This window comes from Rhizobium rhododendri (assembly GCF_007000325.2).
Lineage (GTDB): Bacteria > Pseudomonadota > Alphaproteobacteria > Rhizobiales > Rhizobiaceae > Rhizobium > Rhizobium rhododendri.
The window spans coordinates 269050-290143 of sequence record NZ_CP117269.1; the positions used below are offsets into that span (position 1 = coordinate 269050).

At 59.4% G+C, this 21094-nt stretch carries 24 protein-coding genes; 16 read left to right on the top strand and 8 right to left on the bottom strand.

Annotated elements, in window-relative coordinates; all coding sequences use genetic code 11:
• Window positions 1-29: 29 nt before the first annotated feature.
• A complete protein-coding gene (locus tag PR018_RS26195; protein WP_142832320.1) occupies window positions 30-923 on the bottom strand; it encodes a LysR family transcriptional regulator in 894 nt (297 codons plus the stop codon).
• Window positions 924-1084: 161 nt separating this feature from the next.
• Here PR018_RS26195 and PR018_RS26200 point away from each other — a divergent pair, with 161 nt between their 5' ends.
• The 3 genes from PR018_RS26200 to PR018_RS26210 all read left to right on the top strand — a co-directional run bounded on the left by PR018_RS26200 (window position 1085) and on the right by PR018_RS26210 (window position 3703).
• A complete protein-coding gene (locus tag PR018_RS26200) occupies window positions 1085-1480 on the top strand; it encodes a (R)-mandelonitrile lyase (RefSeq protein WP_142832321.1) in 396 nt (131 codons plus the stop codon).
• Window positions 1481-1623: 143 nt separating this feature from the next.
• On the top strand, window positions 1624-2385 hold the full coding sequence (locus PR018_RS26205) for a glucose 1-dehydrogenase (protein WP_142832322.1): 762 nt from the start codon (window positions 1624-1626) through the stop codon (window positions 2383-2385).
• A 181-nt stretch (window positions 2386-2566) separates the two neighbouring features.
• On the top strand, window positions 2567-3703 hold the full coding sequence (locus PR018_RS26210; RefSeq protein ID WP_142832323.1) for an MFS transporter: 1137 nt from the start codon (window positions 2567-2569) through the stop codon (window positions 3701-3703).
• 6 nt (window positions 3704-3709) lie between these two features.
• Here the strand turns inward: PR018_RS26210 and PR018_RS26215 are convergent, their stop codons facing one another.
• Window positions 3710-4888, bottom strand: a complete 1179-nt coding sequence (locus PR018_RS26215; protein ID WP_142832331.1) for a multidrug effflux MFS transporter — start codon at window positions 4886-4888, stop codon at window positions 3710-3712.
• A gap of 256 nt (window positions 4889-5144) precedes the next feature.
• Window positions 5145-6332 carry an MFS transporter gene (locus PR018_RS26220; protein ID WP_142832324.1) on the bottom strand — a complete coding sequence of 396 codons (1188 nt, stop codon included), beginning with the start codon at window positions 6330-6332 and terminating at the stop codon, window positions 5145-5147.
• 98 nt (window positions 6333-6430) lie between these two features.
• On the opposite strand from PR018_RS26220, the gene PR018_RS26225 reads away from it, so the two are divergent.
• The 6 genes from PR018_RS26225 to PR018_RS26245 all read left to right on the top strand — a co-directional run bounded on the left by PR018_RS26225 (window position 6431) and on the right by PR018_RS26245 (window position 11362).
• The gene (locus tag PR018_RS26225) at window positions 6431-7330 is read left to right on the top strand and encodes a LysR family transcriptional regulator (protein WP_142832325.1); all 900 of its coding nucleotides are present in this window, start codon (window positions 6431-6433) and stop codon (window positions 7328-7330) included.
• 149 nt (window positions 7331-7479) lie between these two features.
• Window positions 7480-8568 carry an aldo/keto reductase gene (locus PR018_RS26230; protein WP_142832326.1) on the top strand — a complete coding sequence of 363 codons (1089 nt, stop codon included), beginning with the start codon at window positions 7480-7482 and terminating at the stop codon, window positions 8566-8568.
• A gap of 69 nt (window positions 8569-8637) precedes the next feature.
• Entirely contained in the window at window positions 8638-9318 is a 681-nt protein-coding gene (locus PR018_RS26235; RefSeq protein ID WP_142832327.1) for an isochorismatase family protein, read from the top strand.
• A gap of 62 nt (window positions 9319-9380) precedes the next feature.
• Window positions 9381-10121, top strand: a complete 741-nt coding sequence (locus PR018_RS26240) for an SDR family oxidoreductase (protein ID WP_142832328.1) — start codon at window positions 9381-9383, stop codon at window positions 10119-10121.
• A gap of 15 nt (window positions 10122-10136) precedes the next feature.
• Window positions 10137-10313: an FAD-dependent oxidoreductase gene (locus PR018_RS28425; protein ID WP_341799009.1), complete on the top strand. Its 177-nt coding sequence runs from the start codon at window positions 10137-10139 to the stop codon at window positions 10311-10313.
• Between the two features lie 242 nt (window positions 10314-10555).
• The gene (locus PR018_RS26245; RefSeq protein ID WP_341799015.1) at window positions 10556-11362 is read left to right on the top strand and encodes a flavin monoamine oxidase family protein; all 807 of its coding nucleotides are present in this window, start codon (window positions 10556-10558) and stop codon (window positions 11360-11362) included.
• Between the two features lie 251 nt (window positions 11363-11613).
• Here PR018_RS26245 and PR018_RS26250 read toward each other — a convergent pair whose 3' ends face one another.
• On the bottom strand, window positions 11614-12402 hold the full coding sequence (locus PR018_RS26250; RefSeq protein WP_341799010.1) for a DMT family transporter: 789 nt from the start codon (window positions 12400-12402) through the stop codon (window positions 11614-11616).
• A gap of 147 nt (window positions 12403-12549) precedes the next feature.
• Here PR018_RS26250 and PR018_RS26255 point away from each other — a divergent pair, with 147 nt between their 5' ends.
• From PR018_RS26255 to tnpC, 6 genes are all read left to right on the top strand, one after another.
• Window positions 12550-13146: a TetR/AcrR family transcriptional regulator gene (locus PR018_RS26255; RefSeq protein ID WP_142832329.1), complete on the top strand. Its 597-nt coding sequence runs from the start codon at window positions 12550-12552 to the stop codon at window positions 13144-13146.
• A 578-nt stretch (window positions 13147-13724) separates the two neighbouring features.
• Window positions 13725-13901 carry a DUF1543 domain-containing protein gene (locus PR018_RS26265; RefSeq protein WP_244615576.1) on the top strand — a complete coding sequence of 59 codons (177 nt, stop codon included), beginning with the start codon at window positions 13725-13727 and terminating at the stop codon, window positions 13899-13901.
• A gap of 70 nt (window positions 13902-13971) precedes the next feature.
• Window positions 13972-14403 (top strand): IS66-like element accessory protein TnpA, encoded by a 432-nt coding sequence (gene tnpA, locus PR018_RS26270; protein WP_142832636.1) that lies wholly within the window; start codon window positions 13972-13974, stop codon window positions 14401-14403.
• A 184-nt stretch (window positions 14404-14587) separates the two neighbouring features.
• Window positions 14588-15712: an IS5 family transposase gene (locus PR018_RS26275; protein WP_143123525.1), complete on the top strand. Its 1125-nt coding sequence runs from the start codon at window positions 14588-14590 to the stop codon at window positions 15710-15712.
• A gap of 29 nt (window positions 15713-15741) precedes the next feature.
• Window positions 15742-16095, top strand: a complete 354-nt coding sequence (gene tnpB, locus PR018_RS26280; protein ID WP_279621490.1) for an IS66 family insertion sequence element accessory protein TnpB — start codon at window positions 15742-15744, stop codon at window positions 16093-16095.
• Window positions 16096-16142: 47 nt separating this feature from the next.
• Window positions 16143-17786 (top strand): IS66 family transposase, encoded by a 1644-nt coding sequence (gene tnpC / locus PR018_RS26285; RefSeq protein ID WP_279621491.1) that lies wholly within the window; start codon window positions 16143-16145, stop codon window positions 17784-17786.
• On the opposite strand, the gene PR018_RS26290 is transcribed toward tnpC, so the two are convergent.
• A complete protein-coding gene (locus PR018_RS26290) occupies window positions 17755-18000 on the bottom strand; it encodes a DUF6429 family protein (RefSeq protein WP_142832635.1) in 246 nt (81 codons plus the stop codon). The two genes, tnpC and PR018_RS26290, sit on opposite strands and share 32 nt — an antisense overlap.
• A 49-nt stretch (window positions 18001-18049) precedes the next feature.
• On the opposite strand from PR018_RS26290, the gene PR018_RS26295 reads away from it, so the two are divergent.
• On the top strand, window positions 18050-18280 hold the full coding sequence (locus PR018_RS26295; RefSeq protein WP_142832408.1) for a hypothetical protein: 231 nt from the start codon (window positions 18050-18052) through the stop codon (window positions 18278-18280).
• Between the two features lie 210 nt (window positions 18281-18490).
• Here the strand turns inward: PR018_RS26295 and PR018_RS26300 are convergent, their stop codons facing one another.
• The 3 genes from PR018_RS26300 to PR018_RS26310 are packed head-to-tail and all read right to left on the bottom strand — an operon-like array spanning window position 18491 to window position 21076.
• The gene (locus PR018_RS26300) at window positions 18491-19297 is read right to left on the bottom strand and encodes a substrate-binding domain-containing protein (protein WP_161991032.1); all 807 of its coding nucleotides are present in this window, start codon (window positions 19295-19297) and stop codon (window positions 18491-18493) included.
• A 13-nt stretch (window positions 19298-19310) separates the two neighbouring features.
• Window positions 19311-20084, bottom strand: coding sequence for an ABC transporter ATP-binding protein (locus PR018_RS26305; protein ID WP_142832410.1), 774 nt, complete (start codon window positions 20082-20084; stop codon window positions 19311-19313).
• Window positions 20081-21076, bottom strand: a complete 996-nt coding sequence (locus PR018_RS26310; protein WP_142832423.1) for a FecCD family ABC transporter permease — start codon at window positions 21074-21076, stop codon at window positions 20081-20083. The genes PR018_RS26305 and PR018_RS26310 overlap by 4 nt, the downstream gene beginning before the upstream one ends.
• Window positions 21077-21094 lie beyond the last annotated feature (18 nt).

The window sequence follows — 21094 nt, forward strand, 5'->3', positions numbered from 1 at the left end:
TGGGATTGCGGCATGAATAAGTCGCGACATCAGCCGCGCTCCCGCAGGGCGTCGAGGACGACTATGAATGCGGCGGACGCCTGGCGGCGGCTTGGATAATAGAGATGATAGCCCGGATAGGACGGGCACCAGTCGCCCAGCACCTGCACGAGGCGGCCCGCTTCGATCTCCGGCATCGCAAGACCCTCAGGAATGAACCCCAGCCCGAAACCGTCGATCGCCATCGTCATGATCTGCGTGATGCCGTTGCAGGTCATCTGTCCGTCGACGCGGACACGCAGTTCCTGGCCATCCTTCTCGAATTCCCAAGCGTACAGCCCCCCTCGGGTCGGCAGGCGCAGGTTAATGCAATTGTGGTTGGTGAGGTCCTGCGGAGTGTTGGGCGCGGGGTGGTTTTGCAGATATTTCGGTGAGCCGATTACGATCATCCGCTGCTCGGGACTGATCCGGGTGGCGATCATCCCCTGCGACACCATTTCGCCGAGGCGGACACCTGCATCGAAGCGCGCGGCGACGATGTCGGTCAGGCCGTAATCGACCACGAACTCGACTTTGATATCCGGATATTCGCCGAGAACCTTCCTGAGTTTTGGCCATAGGACATGGTCGATGGCGAAGTCTTCGGAGGTGATGCGGATGGTGCCGGCAGGTTTTTCCCTGAGGTCCGTCAACGCGTGTAGTTCGCTTTCAATCTCTTCGAACCGCGGCCCAATCGACGTCAGCAGCCGCTCGCCTTCTGGCGTCGGAGATACGCTTCGGGTGGTGCGGGTCAGCAACCTTACGCCGAGGCGTTCTTCAAGGTCGCGGATCGTGTGGCTCAGCCCGGATTGGGAAATCCCCAGCTTGGCGGCGGCTTTGGTAAAACTCCGTTCGCGCGCCACGGCCAGGAAAGCCAGGAGGTCGTTGACGTTCTCTCGCAGCATCGATTTGCCCCTGAATAATTCGAGGCAGCTTTAACAGAAACTGGGAGAACCGAACAGTCACTTATGCGGGGCAGCCATAAGTCTATTCAGCATTCTACGCCTAATCGTTCTCAATCGGGTGCCCTATCTTATGGTTCAGAATTCAGCTCAAGGAGACGACAATGGAAATCACACGAAACGGCACGAACGCATCCGGCAAGGGTCCGGCGGACTGGTTCACGGGCACCGTCCGCGTCGATCCGATGTTCCCGGCAAACGAAGCGCGCCGCGGCTCCGCCGCGGCCGTCACATTCGAACCGGGTGCCCGAACGGCTTGGCACACGCATCCACTCGGCCAGACGCTCGTCGTCACCGCGGGCTTCGGACGCGTCCAGCGTGAGGGCGGCCCGATCGAAGAAATACGTCCGGGCGACATCGTCTGGTTTCCTCCGGGCGAGAAGCACTGGCACGGTGCGTCGCCGACGACCGCCATGACTCACATCGCCATCCAGGAGAACCTCGACGGCAAGGTCGTCGACTGGATGGAACACGTCTCGGACGACGAATACCAAGGCTAATCCAGCGGCCATCCGAAACCGCGATCTAACGATCCGCATCAGCCCAGCGTTGGCGCGGGACGTTGGTGGTCGTCCAAATTTCCGTTGACGGACGGCGATATCTAGTCGTCGCCTGACAACTCAGACACATCGAAGGAAATCGCATGAGCTTTTCATTTGAAAACAAGGTCGCCCTCGTCACGGGCGGGGCATCGGGCATGGGTCTCGCGGCCGCGAAAGCGTTCGCACAGGCGGGCGCTGCAGTCACGCTGGCCGACGTCAACGAGGACGCGGTTCGCGCTGCTGCGGACCAACTGACCGCGGCGGGCCACAAGGTTATCGGTGTCCGCTGCGACGTTAGCAAAATGGAAGAGGTTGAGGCCATGGTAGACATGACGGTCGCCACGTTCGGTCGCCTGGATGCCGCCTTCAACAACGCCGGAGTCCAGAGCCCGGTGGCGGAGACCGCCGACGCCGATCCCAAGGACTACGACTTCGTTATGAACGTCAATCTCCGCGGCGTCTGGAACTGCATGAAGTACGAGCTGATCCAGATGCGTAAGCAGGGCAGCGGTACCATCGTCAACAACTCGTCGCTAGGTGGCATCGTCGGGATTGCCGAACGCGGCATCTACCATGCCTCAAAGCACGGCGTCGTCGGCCTGACGAAAAGCGCTGGTCTCGAATACGCGCCGAAGGGGATCCGGATCAACGCGATCTGCCCCGGCATCATATCGACGCCGATGGTTACCGATATGCTGGAGACCCAGCCGGAAGCCATGGACATCATGATGAAGGACGTGCCGATCGGCCGGCTCGGAACCGCGGAGGAAATCGCGGACGCCGTTCTATGGCTCTCCAGCCCGTATTCAACCTTCGTCATCGGTCATGCGCTTCCCGTTGACGGCGGATACACGGTTCGTTGAGGTCGCGGTCGGGGAGGCGATTCGTCGGTTCCCCGCCAGCCACGAAGACTTGCATTGCATGATGTCGGTAACGTCTCCAGAACACTGCAACCGTTGACTACCATCGAAGGACTGCCAGCCTTGCAGACTGAAAACCACGGACCATCCGGAATATCGCGCCCGATGACGTTTTCTATTCGCGATCTCAGGCGGAGCCGCGGTCGGTAACCTCTACTGGGCGCAGCCCCTGCTCACCGATATTGCATCGTCGTTTCACGTCTCGATAGGTTCCGCAGGCGCACTCGTCACAACGACCCAGATTGGCTACGCGCTTGGCATTCTCCTGATCGTTCCGCTCGGCGACACGCTAAACAGACGGAGGCTCATCCCGGCGGTGATGACCTGTTCCGCTTTCGCGCTTCTCGCCTGCGCGTTCGCTCCGTCATTCGCCGCGATGCTCGCGACCCTGTTCGCGGTTGGCCTGACGACGGTCGCCGGGCAAATCCTCACCCCACTCGCTGGCGATCTTTCCAGACCCGAAGAGCGTGGCCGGGTCGTGGGGACGGTGGTTTCCGGCCTGATCATGGGCATTCTCCTGTCGCGCACGATCAGTGGCTTTGTCGCCGCCACGTTCGGCTGGCGCTCCATCTACATCGTGGCTGCCGTCGTCATCCTGATCTTGGCCGGTGTACTTGGTCGCGTACTGCCATCCGACCAGCCTCGGCCCAAGGTATCATACGGGGCCCTTCTCAAATCCGTCTTCGCAGTCATCGGAAGGCATCGTGCTGTCCAGGTCACGCTGGTGATCGGTGGCATGATGTTTGCCGTTTTCTCGATGTTCTGGACGGGCCTCACCTTCCTGCTCAGTTCGCCCCTGTTCTCATACTCCGTCAGCCAGATCGGTCTGGTGGGTCTCGTCGGTCTGGCAGGCGCTATGGCCGCCCAGCGGGCAGGATGGCTGCATGACCGTGGATGGTCGGTGGCCGGGACTGGCGGCGCTCTGGCACTGGCATTCGTATCGCTGTTGATCGGCGGGTTCGGAGCTACCTCGATCATTCCGGTTCTGGTCTCCGTGCTCCTGCTGGACATCGCGGTCCAGGCGACAAACGTCCTCAACCAGACCCGACTGCTTTCCGTCGACCCGAATGCCCGCAGTCGGCTGAATACGGCTTTCGTCGCCTGCAATTTCATCGGCGGCGCTATCGGCTCAGCTGTGACCGGGGTGCTCTGGGAGTACGGTGGATGGAGAGCGGTGGTGGGAGGCGCATCCGTGTTGGTCTTGTCCGCCATTGTCGTCTGGTTTGCATGCCGAGGGGCTCTATCGACCGTGCGGCGCTAGGAGCCACTATTTGGCTGGAGCGCCTGACGGGCTCGGCAAGATGAGCGTTACGCTCAGCAGGCACCCGAGGCCGGAAATTGCGATCACCCATCCCATCGGCCACGGCGTGCCATTGGCCATCGCACCCGCGGTCGCCGAGCCGATGACGCCACTCCCATACTGAATCGATCCGACCAGCGCCGACACCGCGCCCGCCCTGGTCGGAAATCCAGAGAGCGCGCCCGAGATCGCGTTGGCCGTGACGAAGCCGTTCATCGCCGTGAACAGCCAGAGGCAGATCGCCATTGCGGGCAATCCGCCGAAATCGGTTCCCGTCACCAACGCCAGAAGCGCCCCGGCGATGGTCGCTCCAACGCCTCCGAAGCGCAACATCCGATCGCTTCCCATCCTTGTCAACAGACGGGAATTGACGAAGTTGGCGGTCATCAATCCAACCGTGCCGACCGCGAATACGATGCCATAGAGCTGCGGCGACAGGTGATGGTAGTCGATATAGGCAAAGGACGAACTGGAGATGTTGGCGAAAACGCCGCTGTAGAAAAAGCCCACAGCCCCGGCGTATCCGATCAGTCTTCGGTCGCGTAGCAGACTTGCGTAGGCGGCGAAGGCTCCGGCCATCGATTGCGTATTTCGACGGTTTTCCGAAAGGGTCTCCGGAACGGTGAACAGCGCGATAAGGGTCAGCAAACCTATCCCCACCAGAAACCAGAATATCGTCTGCCAAGATCCCAGCCGCAGGATCAGTCCGCCGACACTCGGGCCGAGGAGTGGTGCTACTGCCATGATGGTCATCAGGGTCGAAAGCACCTTGGCAGCTTGATCCCGCTCGTAGAGATCGCGGACCATGGCGCGCGCGAGAACGACGCTCGCGCAGGCGCCGACCGCCTGGATCAGCCGGGACGTTATCAGCTCGAACCCGTCTGTCGACAGAGCACACCCGGCCGAGCCGATCATGAAAAGAACAAGGCCGATTGCAACAGGGATGCGCCGTCCGAAGCGATCGCCGATCGGTCCCCAGAACAACTGTCCGAGCGCGAAGCCGACAAGATAGCCGGAGACGCTATACTGGAGCGTGTCCTGGCTTGCATGGAGCGCGACCACCATACTCGGCATGGCCGGAAGATAAAGGTCGGTGGATATGGACGCGAAGGCAAGGAGAACGCCGAGCACGGTCATCGTCCACATATTGGACAGCTTTGACGTTGACTGTTCCGCTTTGGCGGTCGCGCTTCCGGTTTCGTTTCTCAAGTCATCGCTTCCATATTGCCATTCGTTGCAAGCATCACCGGATTGAGCCGATGGCGCGAGGTCCAGTCTAAGCTATCGAAGTCAGCAGAATTAGGTGCCTGGACGTGAAGAGACTTATGAGCTGCATCACTGAATGTAGGAGCCGCTTTTCTTGCCTAGCCATTGCATGTAGAGATATATTCGCCCTTCCCGCTCAGTCTGACCTCTTGCGAAGGTCTCGCAGGCCGATCAGAGCGACGACGGTTGCTGTGAGCAGGATCGCCCCGCTGAAGACGAACACGAACGAAATTCCTCTGGTATCGAAAATCGCTCCGCCGAGCGCCGCACCAAGGGTCATGGCGATCTGGATGGCGGCGACGAGCAGGCCACCGCCGCTTTCGGCCTCGTCCGGCACCGTGCGGGTCAGCCATGTCGACCAGCCGACGGGAATGGTGCCGAACGAGAAGCCCCAAAGAGCGACGATGACCGATATGAGGATAGCGGACGCTCCGAATAAGACCGCGGCAATCGCGAGAATGCTCATCAGCAGCGGCACCAGCCAGAGCGTCACCCAGAGGTTCGTCCTGAGCAGCCAGCCGGACACCGACGTGCCGATGAAGCTGCCGATACCGAAGGCGAGAAGGATTAGGGACACGCCGTTGACGCTCGCATGCGTCACGGTCTCGAGGAAGGGCCGCAGGTAGGTGAAGAAGGCGAAATGTCCGGCAAAGACCAGGGTGACTGCCAGCATGCCGAGACCAATCCGAGGACGCTTCAAAACATGGAAGAGGGTTGCAAGGCGGGCCTGGCCGCGGGACGGCATGGAGGGCAGCGACACGAACTGCCAGACGAACCCTGCGGCGGCCAGAACGGCGGCGACGGTGAACACACCGCGCCAACCGATGAGGCCGCCTAAATAGCTGCCGATCGGTGCCGCAGCCACCGTCGCGACCGAGACGCCTCCGAAGATGATGGAGAATGCTTTCGGAACCGCGTCTTCCGGAACCAGCCGCATGGCGAGAGCCGCCGATAGTGCCCAAAAGCCACCGAGCGACAGGCCAAGCAACATTCGACCGACAAGCAGCACCGCCAGATTGGGCGCGAGAGCCACCGTGAGATTCGATAGGATTTGGATCGCAGACAACCAGAGAAGCAGATTGCGGCGATCGAGACCGCGCGTGGCGACGGCAATGAAGATGCTGGTCACCAGGGCGACGACAGCCGTGGCAGTCACTGCCTGGCCCGCCATGCCTTGCGTGATGCCGAGGTCCGCTCCCATCGGGGTCAGCAGACTGACGGGAAGCATTTCGGCCGCGGTCAGGCTGGAAACGCCGAGGCCCGTTGCCCAGACCGCCGCCCAGCGGGACGTGGGGGAGGCCGTCTCCAAAATTGCATCTGCCATGATGGTTCCCGTTCAGTTGTTCGTACGCCAACATAGGGGATGTCAGCCTATCCTATTAGTCGCTATAATGCGGATGTCGTATTAAGCAGGGCTAAGTAATGGCGCGTGAAAACATCGATGACCTCCAAGCTTTCGTGGCCGTGGCACGGGAACAGAGTTTTACGCGCGCGGCTGCGATGCTCGGGGTGTCACCGTCGGCGCTCAGCCAGACGATCAGCGCGCTCGAAGCACGGATCGGGGTCCGTCTGCTGACCAGGACCACCCGCAGCGTATCCGTCACGGAAGCTGGAGATCGCCTCCTCAACGAGGTCGGACCGCGCCTTGACGGCATCCAGGCGGCTCTGACCTCGATGAACGACCTGAGAGAGAGGCCCGCCGGGAATATCCGCCTGACGAGCGACGAGCACGCGGCCGAAGCCATCATCTGGCCAGTGCTGGAGCGGTTCCTGCCGGAATATCCAGACATCAAGGTCGAGGTGATCATCGACTATGGATTGAGCAACATTGTCGGCGAGCGATACGATGCCGGCGTCAGGCTGGGCGAAACGGTCGCCAAGGATATGATCGCCGTGCCGATCGGCCCGAAGACCCGAATGGTCGTCGTCGGCGCACCGTCCTATCTCGCGGACCGGACGAAGCCAAAGGTGCCGCAGGACCTCACGGGCCATCGATGCGTCAATTTCCGGCTGCCGACGCTCGGCGGCCTCTACGCCTGGGAATTCGAAAAGAACAGCCGAACCATCAACGTTCGGGTCGACGGACAGGTCACTTTTAATGGGCTTGGCGTTATCATGAAAGCCGTTCTGTCAGGCGCGGGACTGGCCTACATGCCTGAAGATGAAGTTCGCCACCTTGTCGACGACGGCTCGCTGACGCTTCTGTTGCAGGACTGGACGCCGCTCTATCCCGGTTATCACATTTATTACCCAAGCCGCCGCCAGCAAACTCCCGCGTTCAGCCTGCTGCTCGCCGCTCTTCGATACAAAGGAGCAAGCTAGGAACGCGCGCCCTCGGAAGGGTCCGATTATTTAGCGCTGCTTAATGCGGCATGCGGATTGCCACGGGTAATCGTTTCCGTCACAGTCTCTATATCCCTCATCATCGCGGTATCGCAGACCGCTCCGTTTGGATGAAAAGGATTTCAGCGATGAGGCACATCAAACTTGGGAACACGGGCATCTCGATCTCGAAGCTTGCCCTCGGAACCATGACCTTTGGCGACGAGACGCCGGAAGAGGAGGCGTTCGCCATCATCGACGCCTACGTCGAAGCCGGCGGCAACCTGATTGACACCGCCAACGTCTATGTTGGCGGCGTCGCCGAAGAGGTCATCGGACGCTGGTTCGCCGCCCGGCCGAAGGAAGTCACCGACCGCGTCATTCTCGCCACCAAGGGCAGGGCTGGCAGCGGCGAGGACCCCAATGCAGTTGGCCTGTCACGCCGCCATCTCCACCGGGCCCTGGAAGGTTCCCTCAAGCGGCTCGGTGTGGATACCGTCGATCTGTACCAGCTACACGCCTCCGACATGCACACACCCGTGGAAGAGGCGCTGACGTTCCTCGACGAGGCCGTCAGGGCTGGCAAGATACACTACTTCGGTCTTTCCAATTTCACGGGCTGGCAACTGCAGCTGTTCGCGTCGACGGCGAAGGCAATGGGCATCCAGATTCCCGCCAGTCTTCAGCAGCAGTACAGCCTCCTCTCCCGCGAAAGCGAATGGGAGGTCGTTCCGGCAGCCCTTTACAACGACATGAGCATTCTGCCCTGGTCACCTCTGGCAGGTGGCTTCCTTGCCGGGAAATATCAGAGGGGAGGCGATCCAGCGTCCGACACGCGGGCGGGGTCAACGAAGGAACTCTATCAATGGGTCTCCGAAGAATACGCCGAGTCGGATCGGAACTGGGCGACCATCGACGCGGTCTTCAGCATTGCCCGCGAATGCGCTGCGACGCCGAGCCAGGTGGCGCTAAGCTGGATCGGCAACCGTCCCGGCGTCGCAGCGCCTATCTTCGGCGCGAGGACCCTCAAGCAGCTCAAAGACAATATCGGAGCGGTGGAACTGGTGCTTGACGAGCAGGCGACCGCGGCACTCGAGGCGGTCAGCCGCCCCACGCCTGGCGGCTACCCCTATGGGGCATTCGGTGCGGGCCAGCGAAACCGCGACATGAAGGACGGCGTGCCAGCACCGGGACTTCCGGTCTCGGGTGGTTCCAAGCACCCGCTCGGCCGCGCCTGACGGGCAAACGAAAACTGGCCGTCAGTCTTCATCGATGACGGCGGCCAGACGCAATTCGGGAATCACATCATGAACAAACTCGTTAGCCGCCGCGATCTCTTTCGTGGCGGAGCCATCGCTGTCGCGATCATCGCTTCCAGTTCCGTGCCTGCATTGGCGCAGACTGCACGGCCAAAATCCGGTTCGCGCATCGATCCACGCGACGTTCAGCTGTTGTTTGGCGACATGCAGGTGGGCCTCGTGTCCCGCTCGAAGACAAATTCGCCCAAGGCGATATCCCGCTCGGCGGGCGTCCTTGCCAAGGTTGCGGAAACGCTGCGCCTGCCAACGCTGTTCAGCGTCGTCACGGTTGCCGGCGGCTCCGCCGACCTCATTCCAGGTCTGAAGCCCTTCGCCACCGGTAGCAATACCATTCACAGGATACCCATCAGTCCTTTCGGCGACCCGAAGACGGTGGGGGCTTTGCGCGAAAACGACCGCAAGACGCTGGTCATCTCAGGCTTCGCAGCGGAGGCCGTCGTGCTGCAGGCGACGCTCGATGCCATCGCCGCGGGCTACACGGTCTACTTCGTCGTCGACACGATCGGCAGCCAATCGACACGCACGGAGATGGCGGCGTTCGAGGAGATGGAGCAGGCCGGCGCAATCCCCACTTCCGTTCTCAGTCTTTCAACGAGGCTGGTCCGGGACTTTGTCAGTACTCCCGGATCGGACGTCTTCGCGGCGCTCGGCCCGGTCCTTAAAAGCTGACGGCGGGACCTCCGCCATCCGTGAGTTCGCCGGAGTCTACCAATTCGAACAGGAATTGCCACATGGACAACGTCACCGGAAAAGTCATCGTCATCACCGGAGCCAGCAGCGGACTTGGTCAGGCGGCCGCCCGTCTTCTTTCCGCGAAGGGGGCCAAGGTCGTCCTCGGCGCGCGGCGAGCCGACCGCATTGCCGAGCTTGCCGAGGAACTGAAATCGAAGGGCGGTCAGGCCGTCGCTCTTGCCACGGACGTCTCGAGGAGAGCCGATGTCCAGGCGCTCGTTGACGAAGCCGTCAAAACGTTCGGCACGATCGACGTCATGATCAACAATGCAGGGGTGATGCCGCTCTCCCTGCTCGAAAGCTTGGACGTCGACGCGTGGGACGCCATGGTCGACATCAACCTGAAAGGCGTCATGTACGGCATTGCCGCGGCTCTCCCGCACATGATCGCGCGGAAGTCCGGACACTTCATCAACGTGGCGTCGACGGCAGGTCACCGGGTTGCCCCAACGACGGCGATCTACTCGGCGACCAAACACGCGGTTCGCGCCCTCTCGGAAGGGCTACGCCAGGAGATGTCGCCCCACAATATCCGTTCGACGATCATCTCCCCGGGGGCGTCTTCGACCGAACTGATGGGACTGGTGAAAGACGAGGGTCTGCTCGAGCACATGCGGACTGCCGCGACATTCGCTCTTCCGCCGGAAACTTTTGCCGAGATGGTGCTTTTTGCCATAGGTCAGCCGGAAAGCGTCGACGTGAATGAAATCCTGTTCAGGCCGACAGTGCAGCAGGCGTGAAGGCTTGGAGGTAGAATGAATTCGGAACCGGATGTCGCGATCATCGGCGGCGGGGCGGCGGGCATCGGCGCGGCAAGAGCGCTGGCTGGAAAAGGTCTGTCGATCGTGTTGCTCGAGGCGATGGATCGTTTGGGCGGCAGGGCGTGGACGGCTAAAACCTCAGCGGGGCCGCTCGACCTCGGCTGCGGCTAGCTGCATTCCGCCGACCGGAATCCCTGGACGAAGATCGCTGGGGCTTCCGGGTTCCACGTAATCGAAGGGCCTAGCGCCTGGGGCCAGCAGTATCGGGATTTGGGATTTTCGCTGGAAGACCAAAAGCAGCACGGCAGTCGGCGTCGGAATTCCAGCAAAGACTCCGCGAGTGGCCGCCCGCAAGCGACAGGGCATCGAATGGCCTACTTCCCGACGGAAAATGGAACGCCTATCTGCAGGCGATTAGCGGCTTCGGCAATGGAGACGAACTCGAACGAATTTCGGCACGCGACTACATGGCCTACGAAACGGCGTCGACCAACTCCAACTGGCGTGTGGCCAGTGGCTACGGCGCGCTGGTTTCCTCGAGCATCCCAGGGGAAGTCGAGGTCAGCCTACGGACGCCGATCGAGGAGATCAGGGTAGAGGGCGAGCGGCTGGAAATTCGAACCCCGCTCGGCACGCTGTGGCCAAGGTCGCTGATCGTGACCGTCTCGACAAATGTGATCGCGGGCGATCTCATCGCATGGCCGGACAAGCTCCAGTCGTGGCAAGAGGCTGCAAGCTGTCTTCCGCTTGGAAACAACGAGAAGCTGTTCCTCGAGATCGTTGGCGGCGGGTTCGAGCTTGAAACCCACGTCATCGGCAACCCGACCGATGCCGAGACGGGCAGCTATTACCTGCGGCCGATGGGGCTCCCGGTCATCGAATGCTTCCTCGGTGGCGCACGGGCTCGATCAACCTCCCGGACTCGCGCGGATGAGGCGTTCGAGCGCGCCTTGGACGAACTTCGCTCGCTGCTCGGTTCCGCTGCCTGCGCCAGCCTCAAGCCTCTCGTCTCGTCCGATTGGACCAACACGCCGTGGATCGGTGGCGCATACAGTCATGCACTGCCGTTGCATTCGGGCGCGAGGCTTCGGCTTGCGACGCCGTTCCAGGACCGGATATTCGTCGCCGGAGAGGCCACGCATCCGACCGACTTTTCAACGGCGCATGGAGCGTTGGAAAACGGCATACGCGCGGCGGGAGAAGTGCTGAACTCCTTCTAGGCCAATTTCAGCGGGCGAAGACTTTCGGGTCGCCGCGGACAACGGGCAAAGTCGGATGCGGACGCGATGTTCATTGCGACCAAGTACCCAGACGTCTGCGCCTAAAGGAGGTGCTCGAAATGGCCCTCCTATGGTGGCAAACACTTTTCGCCTATGTCCCAGTCGTTTGCGATAACAACCTGAAACAGGTAGCCCATCCCGGCCGTGCAAACAGGCAAACCTCAATGTCCAAGTGATCCTCTCCCAGCCCACTACCTTGTGGGAGGCTCATGTTCTTTCGAACTTCCAAGAAGGTACCAGCCAACGGCACCAAGCACGACACATCCGCCAATAAAGACTGGAACCCCGATGCGTTCATCATAAAACAGCCATACCCAAAATGGTCCCAAAACGACGTCCAACATTGAGAGGAACCCCGCCTCTCCCGAGCCGATCAATCTTGATCCCATGAGGACGAGCACATAAGCGATACCGGTCGTCAGGACGCCATAAAGTGCGCAGGCCAGTAGCTGTAAGGGTGACGGGATTACGAACTGCATGAACGGCACCGCTACAAAGACGCAGAGCGCGGCGGAGCAAACGGTCATCATAGGCATGTCAAGGGTGGGATATCGCCTTGCGATCACGAGCTGGAATGCAAAGCCTGACGTCATCACGAACGCCGCTGCTATGCCTATTATATCGCGTGTGGCGACGGCGGCCCCAACGGTCAGCGCCACACCGCAAAATGCGACGATGCCGGCAATAGCAAAGCGAGATGTCACACGTTCCTTAAACCACAAGAATGCGATTGTCGTCGCCAGGAAGGGGAGGGCCGCATAAACGGTCATGACGTTCGCGACTGAGGTCCACTGTAAAGACGCGATGTAAGCTATTGCGGCAACAACTGAGACCATGCAGGCGAATATGCCGGGCCACCCGAAACACCGAGGGCTCGCGCCTTGCTCAGCACGTTTGCGAAGTAGAATGTAGATGCCAAGCGTTACAAACGAAAACCCCGAGCGCCAGGCGACGATAGACCACATATCAAGGTTTGCCATCCTCACGAACAGCCCGGCGGTGCTCCACAAAACTGCCTACGTTAAAACAAGGGCGATGCCAACAGGCCGTGTTTGTGTTAGGGTCATAAAAAGCTCGCGACGGAGAAAACAAATGAACTTTTTTAGTAGTAGATGAGTCGTCTAGTAATGGCCATTCAATCTACGACGCGGGAAAAACTTATTTCCGAGGGCATGCGCCAACTGCTGGCACACGGCTACGAGGGCATTGGTATCGGGCCTATATTGACCTCGGTGAAAGTGCCAAAGGGTTCATTCTACCATTTTTTCAAAAGCAAAGATGATTACGTGGTTGCGATCATTGAGGCCTATGAGGAGAAGTATCGGGCCGTTCGCGAGGCAATTTTCAACGATACGTCGATCAGCCCACTGTCGAGGTTTGACGAGTACTTCGCGGTGCTGGAACGAGAGATTACCGATGAGCACCCATCCGGCGGTTGCCTCTACGGCGTCATCGCACAAACGGTCACATCACGGAACCCAACTGTATCCACCAAGCTATCGGCGTCGTATCGCCAATGGGAGGATAGCATCCGCCAACTGCTGGCGCTTGCCCAAAGTTTGGGTCAAATCGACAAGCAGGTAGATGTCGACAGCGCGGCGGTCAGTGTGGTCGATGCATACGAGGGTACCTTGATACGGATGAAGGCAACGGGCGATACGGCGGCGTTCAAGCGTTTTCGGAAGGTCGCAATTCCCAGACTAGTTGGCGCACTGCCGGATTAGGCAGATGGACGGCTAGCAAGGGTGCCGGTAATCGTCAGCCGCCTACCATTAACTTGGTAGGTATTCTCGGCTCCAGGAAGTACTCGCAGCGCCTCCATCGACCAGATCACGGATCTGCGCCTCGGTGTACCCCATCGAGCCAAGGACAGCTTTCGTCGATGCTCCATATTTTTCGGCCGCGGGATGAGCGTAAATATTGCTGGTCGGCCATGTGGTCACTCAGCTCGACCCCTATGCTGTACGTTCAACGACTGGAAATCGACATCGCGGCGGGCATGGGCAGGGCCAACGTCGTAATTGCCTATTTCGACCGGGAACAGCGCGTTGACGTCACCAAAGGCGAAAATACTGGCCAGCAGCTCGCTTACATGCACAGCGTCCCGGACGTCACGGAACGGACACGGATGCCGCAGGAAAGGGAACGATCACGGGCCAGCGTCTGTATCAGCTGGTCCGCCAGAAGGGGCCGGTGGCCGATCATACATTCCAGATCAAGTTCCTCGATCCCGGTGTTCAGGCCTACGCGTTCACATTCGGTTAGGACCGACTTTGATGATGGAGAGACGATGAAGCTGTTTATGTTTTATATCGGTGGTGATTGCGGGAATTCGAACATTGAACTGCATGATGTGAGGTTTTCGATCGGTGAGACTGCGGAGGATTGCCGCGACGATCTGCGCAATCAATGGTGGGGCGATCCAAAGAGCTTGCACCTCGATTGCTGGGGCGCGGTCGAACGTACGCATCCGAGCTGAACCGGATTGCGGATTTGAGTGATCGTGTGGATGCTCTGTCTATATAGACGGCAATATAGACGGTGCTTTCATGGACATCACAAGCGATCACTCGGGGCGTTTCAGCCGGATGGAGATTGTCGATAGCGGGCGTCGGCGGCGTTTCACGGATGAAGCGAAGCTGGCGATCGTGGCTGAGAGTTATGCTGGCCCGCGGCAGGTAACAGTCACGGCGCAGCGTCACGGGATCACGCGTTGGCAGTTGAATGCCTGGCGCAGGGCCGTGCGGGAAGGACGCCTTGTCCACCGCTCGACGAACGAGTTTGTTCCGGCGATTGTCGTTGCTGCCGAGCCTGTTTTTGCGAGCACGCCTCCTGCGGAAACTGTCGCGGTGCCGTCTCCCATCACCGACCGGGGTCGCATAGAGGTGGTGAGTGCGAACGGCCGGCGTGTGATCATGGGCCAGGATATCGATGTGGACGTTTTGCTACGGATCATGCGTGGTTTGGAGACATTGCGATGAATCCGTTTCCGATGGGGGCGGAGATCAAGGTGTGGCTGTCGACCGGACATACCGACATGCGGTGTGGCTTTCCATCCTTGGCCCTTCGGGTGCAGGAAGTTTTAACAGGTTGCGGAAAAAGGCCCTTGCTGTGAGCGGACTGGCGTGATTCCATGCCTGGGTGATTGATTGGCGGGAGCAGAACATGCGCGGCAGTGATGACCAGACGGCGGGTCTGTTTTCTTATGTAAGCTGCGAAGCCCGCGTTCCGGCAAACCATCCGCTGCGGCCGATACGTGCCATCGTAGACGAGGCGCTGGAAGTTCTGTCCCCGGATTTCGAGGGGATGTATTCAGCGATCGGCCGGCCGTCGATCCCGCCGGAGAAGCTGCTGCGCGCTCTGTTGTTGCAGGCCTTCTACACGATCCGCTCTGAGCGTCAGCTCATGGAGCAGATGGACTACAATCTGCTGTTCCGCTGGTTCGTGGGCTTGTCGATGGACGCGCCGATCTGGGACGTCACCGTGTTCACCAAGAACCGTGAGCGGCTCTTGGCTGGCGACATCGCCGCCAAGTTTCTAGCCGCTTTGCTAAGCCAGCCGCGGGTTAAGGCATTGCTGTCAGACGACCACTTCTCGGTGGACGGCACCTTGATCGAAGCCTGGGCCAGCATGAAGAGCTTCAAACCCAGGGACGGCGCAGATGGTAGCGACACTGACGACAGCGGCTCTGGCGCTGAAGGGAAACAGCCGCCAAAGGCCGCAGGCCGCAACTCTGAGCGTGATTTCCACGGTGAGAAGCGCAGCAACGCAACCCATGCGTCGACCACTGACCCGGATGCCAGGCTTTACAAGAAGGCCCGTGGCCAGGCGGCCAAGCTTTGCCACATGGGTCACGTCATAATGGAAAACCGCAACGGCCTGGTTGTCGACGCCACGCTGACCCATGCGAGTGGAACCGCAGAGCGCGAGGCAGCTCTGGATATGGTGGGTCGCATGGATGGTCGTCACCGCATCACATTGGCTGCAGACAAAGCCTACGATACTGCCGACTTCGTCGAAGCCTTGCGGGACGCAAAGGTGACGCCACACGTCGCCCAGAACACGACGAACCGACGCTCGGCAATTGATGGTCGGACCACCCATCATCCCGGCTACGGTGTCAGTCAGCGCATTCGCAAGCGCATCGAAGAAGTGTTTGGCTGGGCCAAGACCAGCGGCGGAATGCGCAAGACCCGGCATCGCGGAAATGATCGCGTCGGCTGGATGTTCACCCTGACAGCCACCGCCTATAATCTGGTGAGAATTCCAAAGCTGCTGGCGACGGCATAATCGCGTCCAGAATCCGCCGAACCAGGCGGATGGCGACAAAATGGGCCGACAAGGCCTCTGAAAAAGCTTCATCACGGCCTGTCTTCGAGCTGTCTAGCCAGGATCGGCGGAAAAATGGGGGATATTTCCGCGACCTGTTAAAGCATGATCCGCTGGGCGGTCATTTGTTCTGCTTCAGGGGCCGCCGCGGTGACCTGATAAAGTTGATCTGGCATGATGGCCAGGGCGCATGCCTGTTCACGAAAAAATTAGAACGCGGCCGGTTTATCTGGCCGAATGTGCAGGGTGGCGCGGTGGCGATCACACCGGCGCAGCTTTCCTATTTGCTCTCTGGAATTGACTGGCGAGCTCCTCAGAAAACTTGGCGTCCAACACGCGTTTGAGTTTCTTCATCATTGAATTTGTTGAAGAAATATGCTCTTATTCTGGCATGTCGTTACCACCGCTTTCCTTTCCTGACGATCTTGCCAGCGCCCACGCCGCGCTGCTGATAGAACGCGAGGCACGGTTGCGGGCCGAGGCGGAAGCCACCAGCGCCAAGGCAAAACTTTCCAGCATCGAGGCGCTCAACGCCCATCTGCAATTGCTGATCGCCAAGCTGGAACGCGACAAACATGGTCCAAGCCGGGAGCGCACCCAGCGGCTGATCGACCAGATGGAATTGCAGCTCGAGGAGCTGGTTGCCGATGCCACCGAGGACGAGCTCGCTTCACAAGTGTCTGCCGCCAAAACCCAAGTCGTGCGTGCCTTCACCCGCAAGCGGCCAGTGCGCAAGCCTTGGCCAGAGACTATCGAGCGCGAGCGCGTCGTCATCGACGCGCCCAGTGCCTGCGATCACTGCGGCAGCGAACGCCTGTCGAAGCTCGGTGAGGACACCACCGAGACGCTGGAGGAGATCCCGCGCCGCTTCAAGGTCGTCGAGACCGTGCGGGAGAAGTTCACGTGCCGGGACTGCGGCTGCATCAGCCAATCGCCCGCACCCTTCCATGCAACGCCACGTGGCTTTCTCGGCCCCAAGCTACTCGCCACCATCGTCTTCGACAAATTCTCTGAGCATCAGCCGCTCAACCGCCAGAGCCGTCGCTTTCGCAGTGAAGGGATCGATCTGTCCACCCAGACGCTTGCCGACCAGGTTGGCTACGTCAGCGCCGCCGTCACACCGCTGTTCGATCTCATTGAGACCCATGTGTTTGCGGCCGAGCGGTTGCACGGCGACGACACCACCATCCCGATCCTCGCCAAGGGCCAGTGCACGACGGGGCGCATATGGACCTACGTTTGCGACGACAGGCCGTTTGGTGGGCTATCACCGCCGGCGGCCGTCTTCTACGCCTCCAGTGATAGGCGGGGTGAGCATCCGCAACGACACCTGGCCGAGTTCACCGGTATCCTGCAGGCTGATTGCTACAATGGCTTCAATCCGCTCTTCGATCGGACCAAGAAACAGATCCCGGTGACGCCGGCCTTCTGTTTTGCCCACGCGCGCCGAAAGTTCTTCGAGTTGGCAGATGTCTCGCGAAGTGCCCGGCGGGGCAAAGGGGCAAAGCCTGTCTCTGCGACGGCGTTGGAGGCGGTCAAGCGTATCGATGCGCTGTTTGACATAGAGCGCGACATTAACGGCCAGAGCGCCGGTGAGCGACTTGCCGTGCGCCAGGAAATGAGCAAACCGCTGCTCGAAGAGCTGGAGACCTGGTTGCGGCAGGAGCGGGAAGGTTTGTCGCGATCCTCACCGGTGCTTGAGCCGATCAACTACATGCTGTCGCGCTGGCAGGACTTTGCCAGATACGCCGATGACGGCAGGATCTGCATGACGAACAACGCGGCGGAAAGAGCTCTGCGCGGCGTGGCGTGCGGAAGGAAAAACTGGAACTTCGCCGGGTCCGATCGCGGCGCAGACCGGGCTGCCATCATGCTGACCCTTATCACCACGGCCCGTCTCAACGATATCGATCCGAAGGCCTGGCTGGCGGACGTGCTGGCTCGCATCGCCGATCTGCCCGTCTCCCACCTGCACGAATTGTTGCCATGGGAATGGAAGAGGATCAAGGCGGCGGAGATTGCGGTTGCTGCGTAAATAACTGCCGGAAAAGCTCTTCCGATCGGCGTAGACCCTCATCCGTCAGCACCAGCGACTTCGACTTGTTCACCGGATCGCCAATCAAGCCTTTCTGATGCAACCGATCCGTCGTAGCCCAGTCAAAACCCTTCCAGGCGCAACGCTCGTTGTGAAGCGTCAGCCATAGCAGCGCCAGCACAGCATCGTCGATTTTGCCTTCGTCGATCTCCATCCCGCCAATTTACCACGCGCAAAAGCAAAAATCCTGCGGTTCACCTCGGATGGATACGGTCGAACAGGCGGATGGCTACGATGTGACACGCACCACCGAACTGTTGGAACAAGCGTCTGCGACGAAATTATTTTTCGTTAATCTAGGCGGATACGATCCCACAGAATTCGGCGAACTGCCGCAATATTCTGCTCGTCGCATCGGATGCCAAGGCAGCAACCAAGAAAGCCCTCCAGCAAATCAGAAACTGGAAACTCCCACACAAGGACAACGTGTTTGAGGTGGAGAAGGCGTCGATGTTACAGAGTTGATGGGCCGATATGGATATCGTCTTAAGCTGACTGAGGCGACAAGCGTAAAGCCATTTGGGTTTACCTGTGCTTACATTCGAATTGGGGTTTAGGGGCGTTTAGGTGGCACGCCAGATGGTCGCGTTGACGACTTATCGCTGATTTGCTGACTTACTCAACGAAACAGCAAGGTGGTTGAGTCAAATTGTTGCGCGGATCTTCCGCGGTCTGGCATTCGCTGGCGCCTCGTATGACGAGTCGCCATCCGCCACATATCCATGCCCGGCCAATGCGAGTTTGGTCGTCGGTGTGAATAAGTGATTGCGGAACAGTGCGGCCGATCCCGCTGCATTCCGACGCAACGAAACACCGTATTTTGCGGTCGGCCCTAAAGCTTCGGGAAGCGGAACGACAACGAGGTTCGGGTCACCTTCATTGAGCAACCCGTTGGATGCGTAGCTGATAAATGTGTCTACTGTTCCTTGTCCGATCAGGTAACCGGCGGGTGTCCTGCCTTTCGGGATCGGAGCGGAATTTCGCCCGCCCACCAACGCCTGGGCCTTGCCAGCAAGCAATCGTCCTTTTCCGGGATGACGACGCTCGACGTTCTGGAAGAACTCGACAGCGTAGTCTCCGGAGGGGTCGGCCATCGGAGTGGATGTTCCCAGCCTCACTTCTGGATCCGCAAGCACATCGATCAGATTTTCTTCGTTAACTGCAAGGCTTCGGCGAGCGATCAAGCATAGACGGTTTTGCGCAAAGCAAAGGACTGGGCCGGTCAGCCCTAGCGAATGCAGTTTTTCCGGATGAGCCAAGTTGGCAGATGCGAAGACGTCGAACAATGCACCTTCCTCAATCTTTTCTCGAAGTAGGCCTGCGGGACCGTGTTCAATATGCACAGGTATTCCCAACTGACGTTCGAACTCCGAAATAATTTCGACGAAGACGTTGCGAAGACTTCCCGCTGCCAGGACGATGAGAGGCGTCGGCTTGATCCTGGTCTGCATGGTTGTTTCCTGTCTAAACTCCTGAAGTTCGGTCTCTAAGTATGGGCACGATGGAAGTGTGCCGATCTCCATCGTGCGTAAAAGTTATGGAGCGTACTGGGATACCGTATAGCGCTGCAAGATTTTCATCCGTCATTATGTTTTCTACTGGCCCTAGAACCGCTTCGATTTCATCAAACAGCATCAGAACATGATCGGCGATCGCGAGCGCATGATTGGGCTGATGGGTTGTAAAGGCCACCGCAAGGTTTTGGCTCAGGGCAACACCCCGCATGAGGTCCAGCACGCTTGCCTGATTTTTGAGATCGAGGGCAGATGCGGGTTCATCAAGCAGAAGGCACTCGTTTTTTCCGGCTAACGCCCTGGCAATGAGAACGAGTTGCTTCTCGCCACCTGAGAGGTGATTGAAACTCTTTTGCGAAAATGACTGCATGCCTGTGGTGGCCAGGGCGTCGAGAGCGATCGCTTCGTCGGCCTTGCTGGGGCTTCGGAATGTCGAGATGTGGCGAGCACGACCCATGAGAACGATATCGAGCGCGGAATAGGGAAATGACCCTCCAAAATCCTGAGGCACGAAGCCAATTGACCCGGATCGCTGGATGTTGCCAACCGTTAGGTTGATCAGGCCAGCGAGTGCGCGAAGCAACGTCGACTTCCCACGCCCGTTTGGGCCGAGGATGGCCAGGATCTCGCCTGAACGTAGCTCGAAAGCGAGATTGCGAAACAGCCAACGCTGACCGTCGTAGCTGTGCCCTGCATCCCTAATCGTTATAATGGAACGGCTCATCTGAGACCTTGCGACTGGCTGTGGCGCAGGAGAATGGCAAAGACTGGCGCTCCGATCAACGCTGTCAGGATGCCGAGGGGAATTTCGGTGGCTGACAGGGTTCGGGCGACGTCATCGATGAGGACAACGTAGATGCTACCGATCATCAAAGAAGCCGGAAGCATAAATCGGTGGTCGGGTCCCACAACGGTACGGGCCATATGAGGGACGATCAGGCCGACCCAGCCAATAATGCCGCTCACTGCTACTTGCGCTGCGACGATAACGGTGACGAGGCAAAGGATCATCCAGCGGAGCAACTCCACCCGCACACCGAGGGCCGCTGCATCTTCGTCGCCAAGCGACAGTAAATTAACCCGCCAGCGAAGCGCGAGGAGGAAACCGGAGGCCACCAGAACTGGGATAGCGATCAATTCAAGCTTTGAAGCGTTCGCGGTTGCAAAGCTGCCGAGAAGCCAGAACACGATTGCCGGCAACTTCTCGTCGGTATCGGCCAGATACTGTACGAGGCTTACCAGCGCGCCGAAAAACCCGCTGACAACAACGCCAGAAAGAACGAGCGCGAGAATGTTTTTCCTTCCGACAAGAATGTTCAAGCCGTAGACGAGAAAGAGAGCAAACAGTCCGAACAGAAAAGCACTCGAGAGCAGGCAGTAGCTGGGGAAACCCAACAAAATTGCCAGAGTGCCCCCGAAAGCTGCGCCCGAAGACACGCCGATGATTTGTGGTCCAACAAGAGGATTGCGAAAGACGCCCTGTAGTGTGGCACCTGCAAGCGCCAGCCCACCTCCTGCGAACATCGCAAGAAGGACACGAGGAAGGCGTACAGTGAACACGACGGTGCGCTCGACTGCCGAGACTGTAGGGTTTGCCGAGATGATGGGATCAATCAGGATGGCCACGACCCGTGCTGCAGAAATCCCGTAGCGGCCGACGCCCAACGAGCACACAGCCACCGCAATGAACAGAGTGGCTAGGACCCATAACACCAATCTTGGTGCTGCGAACAC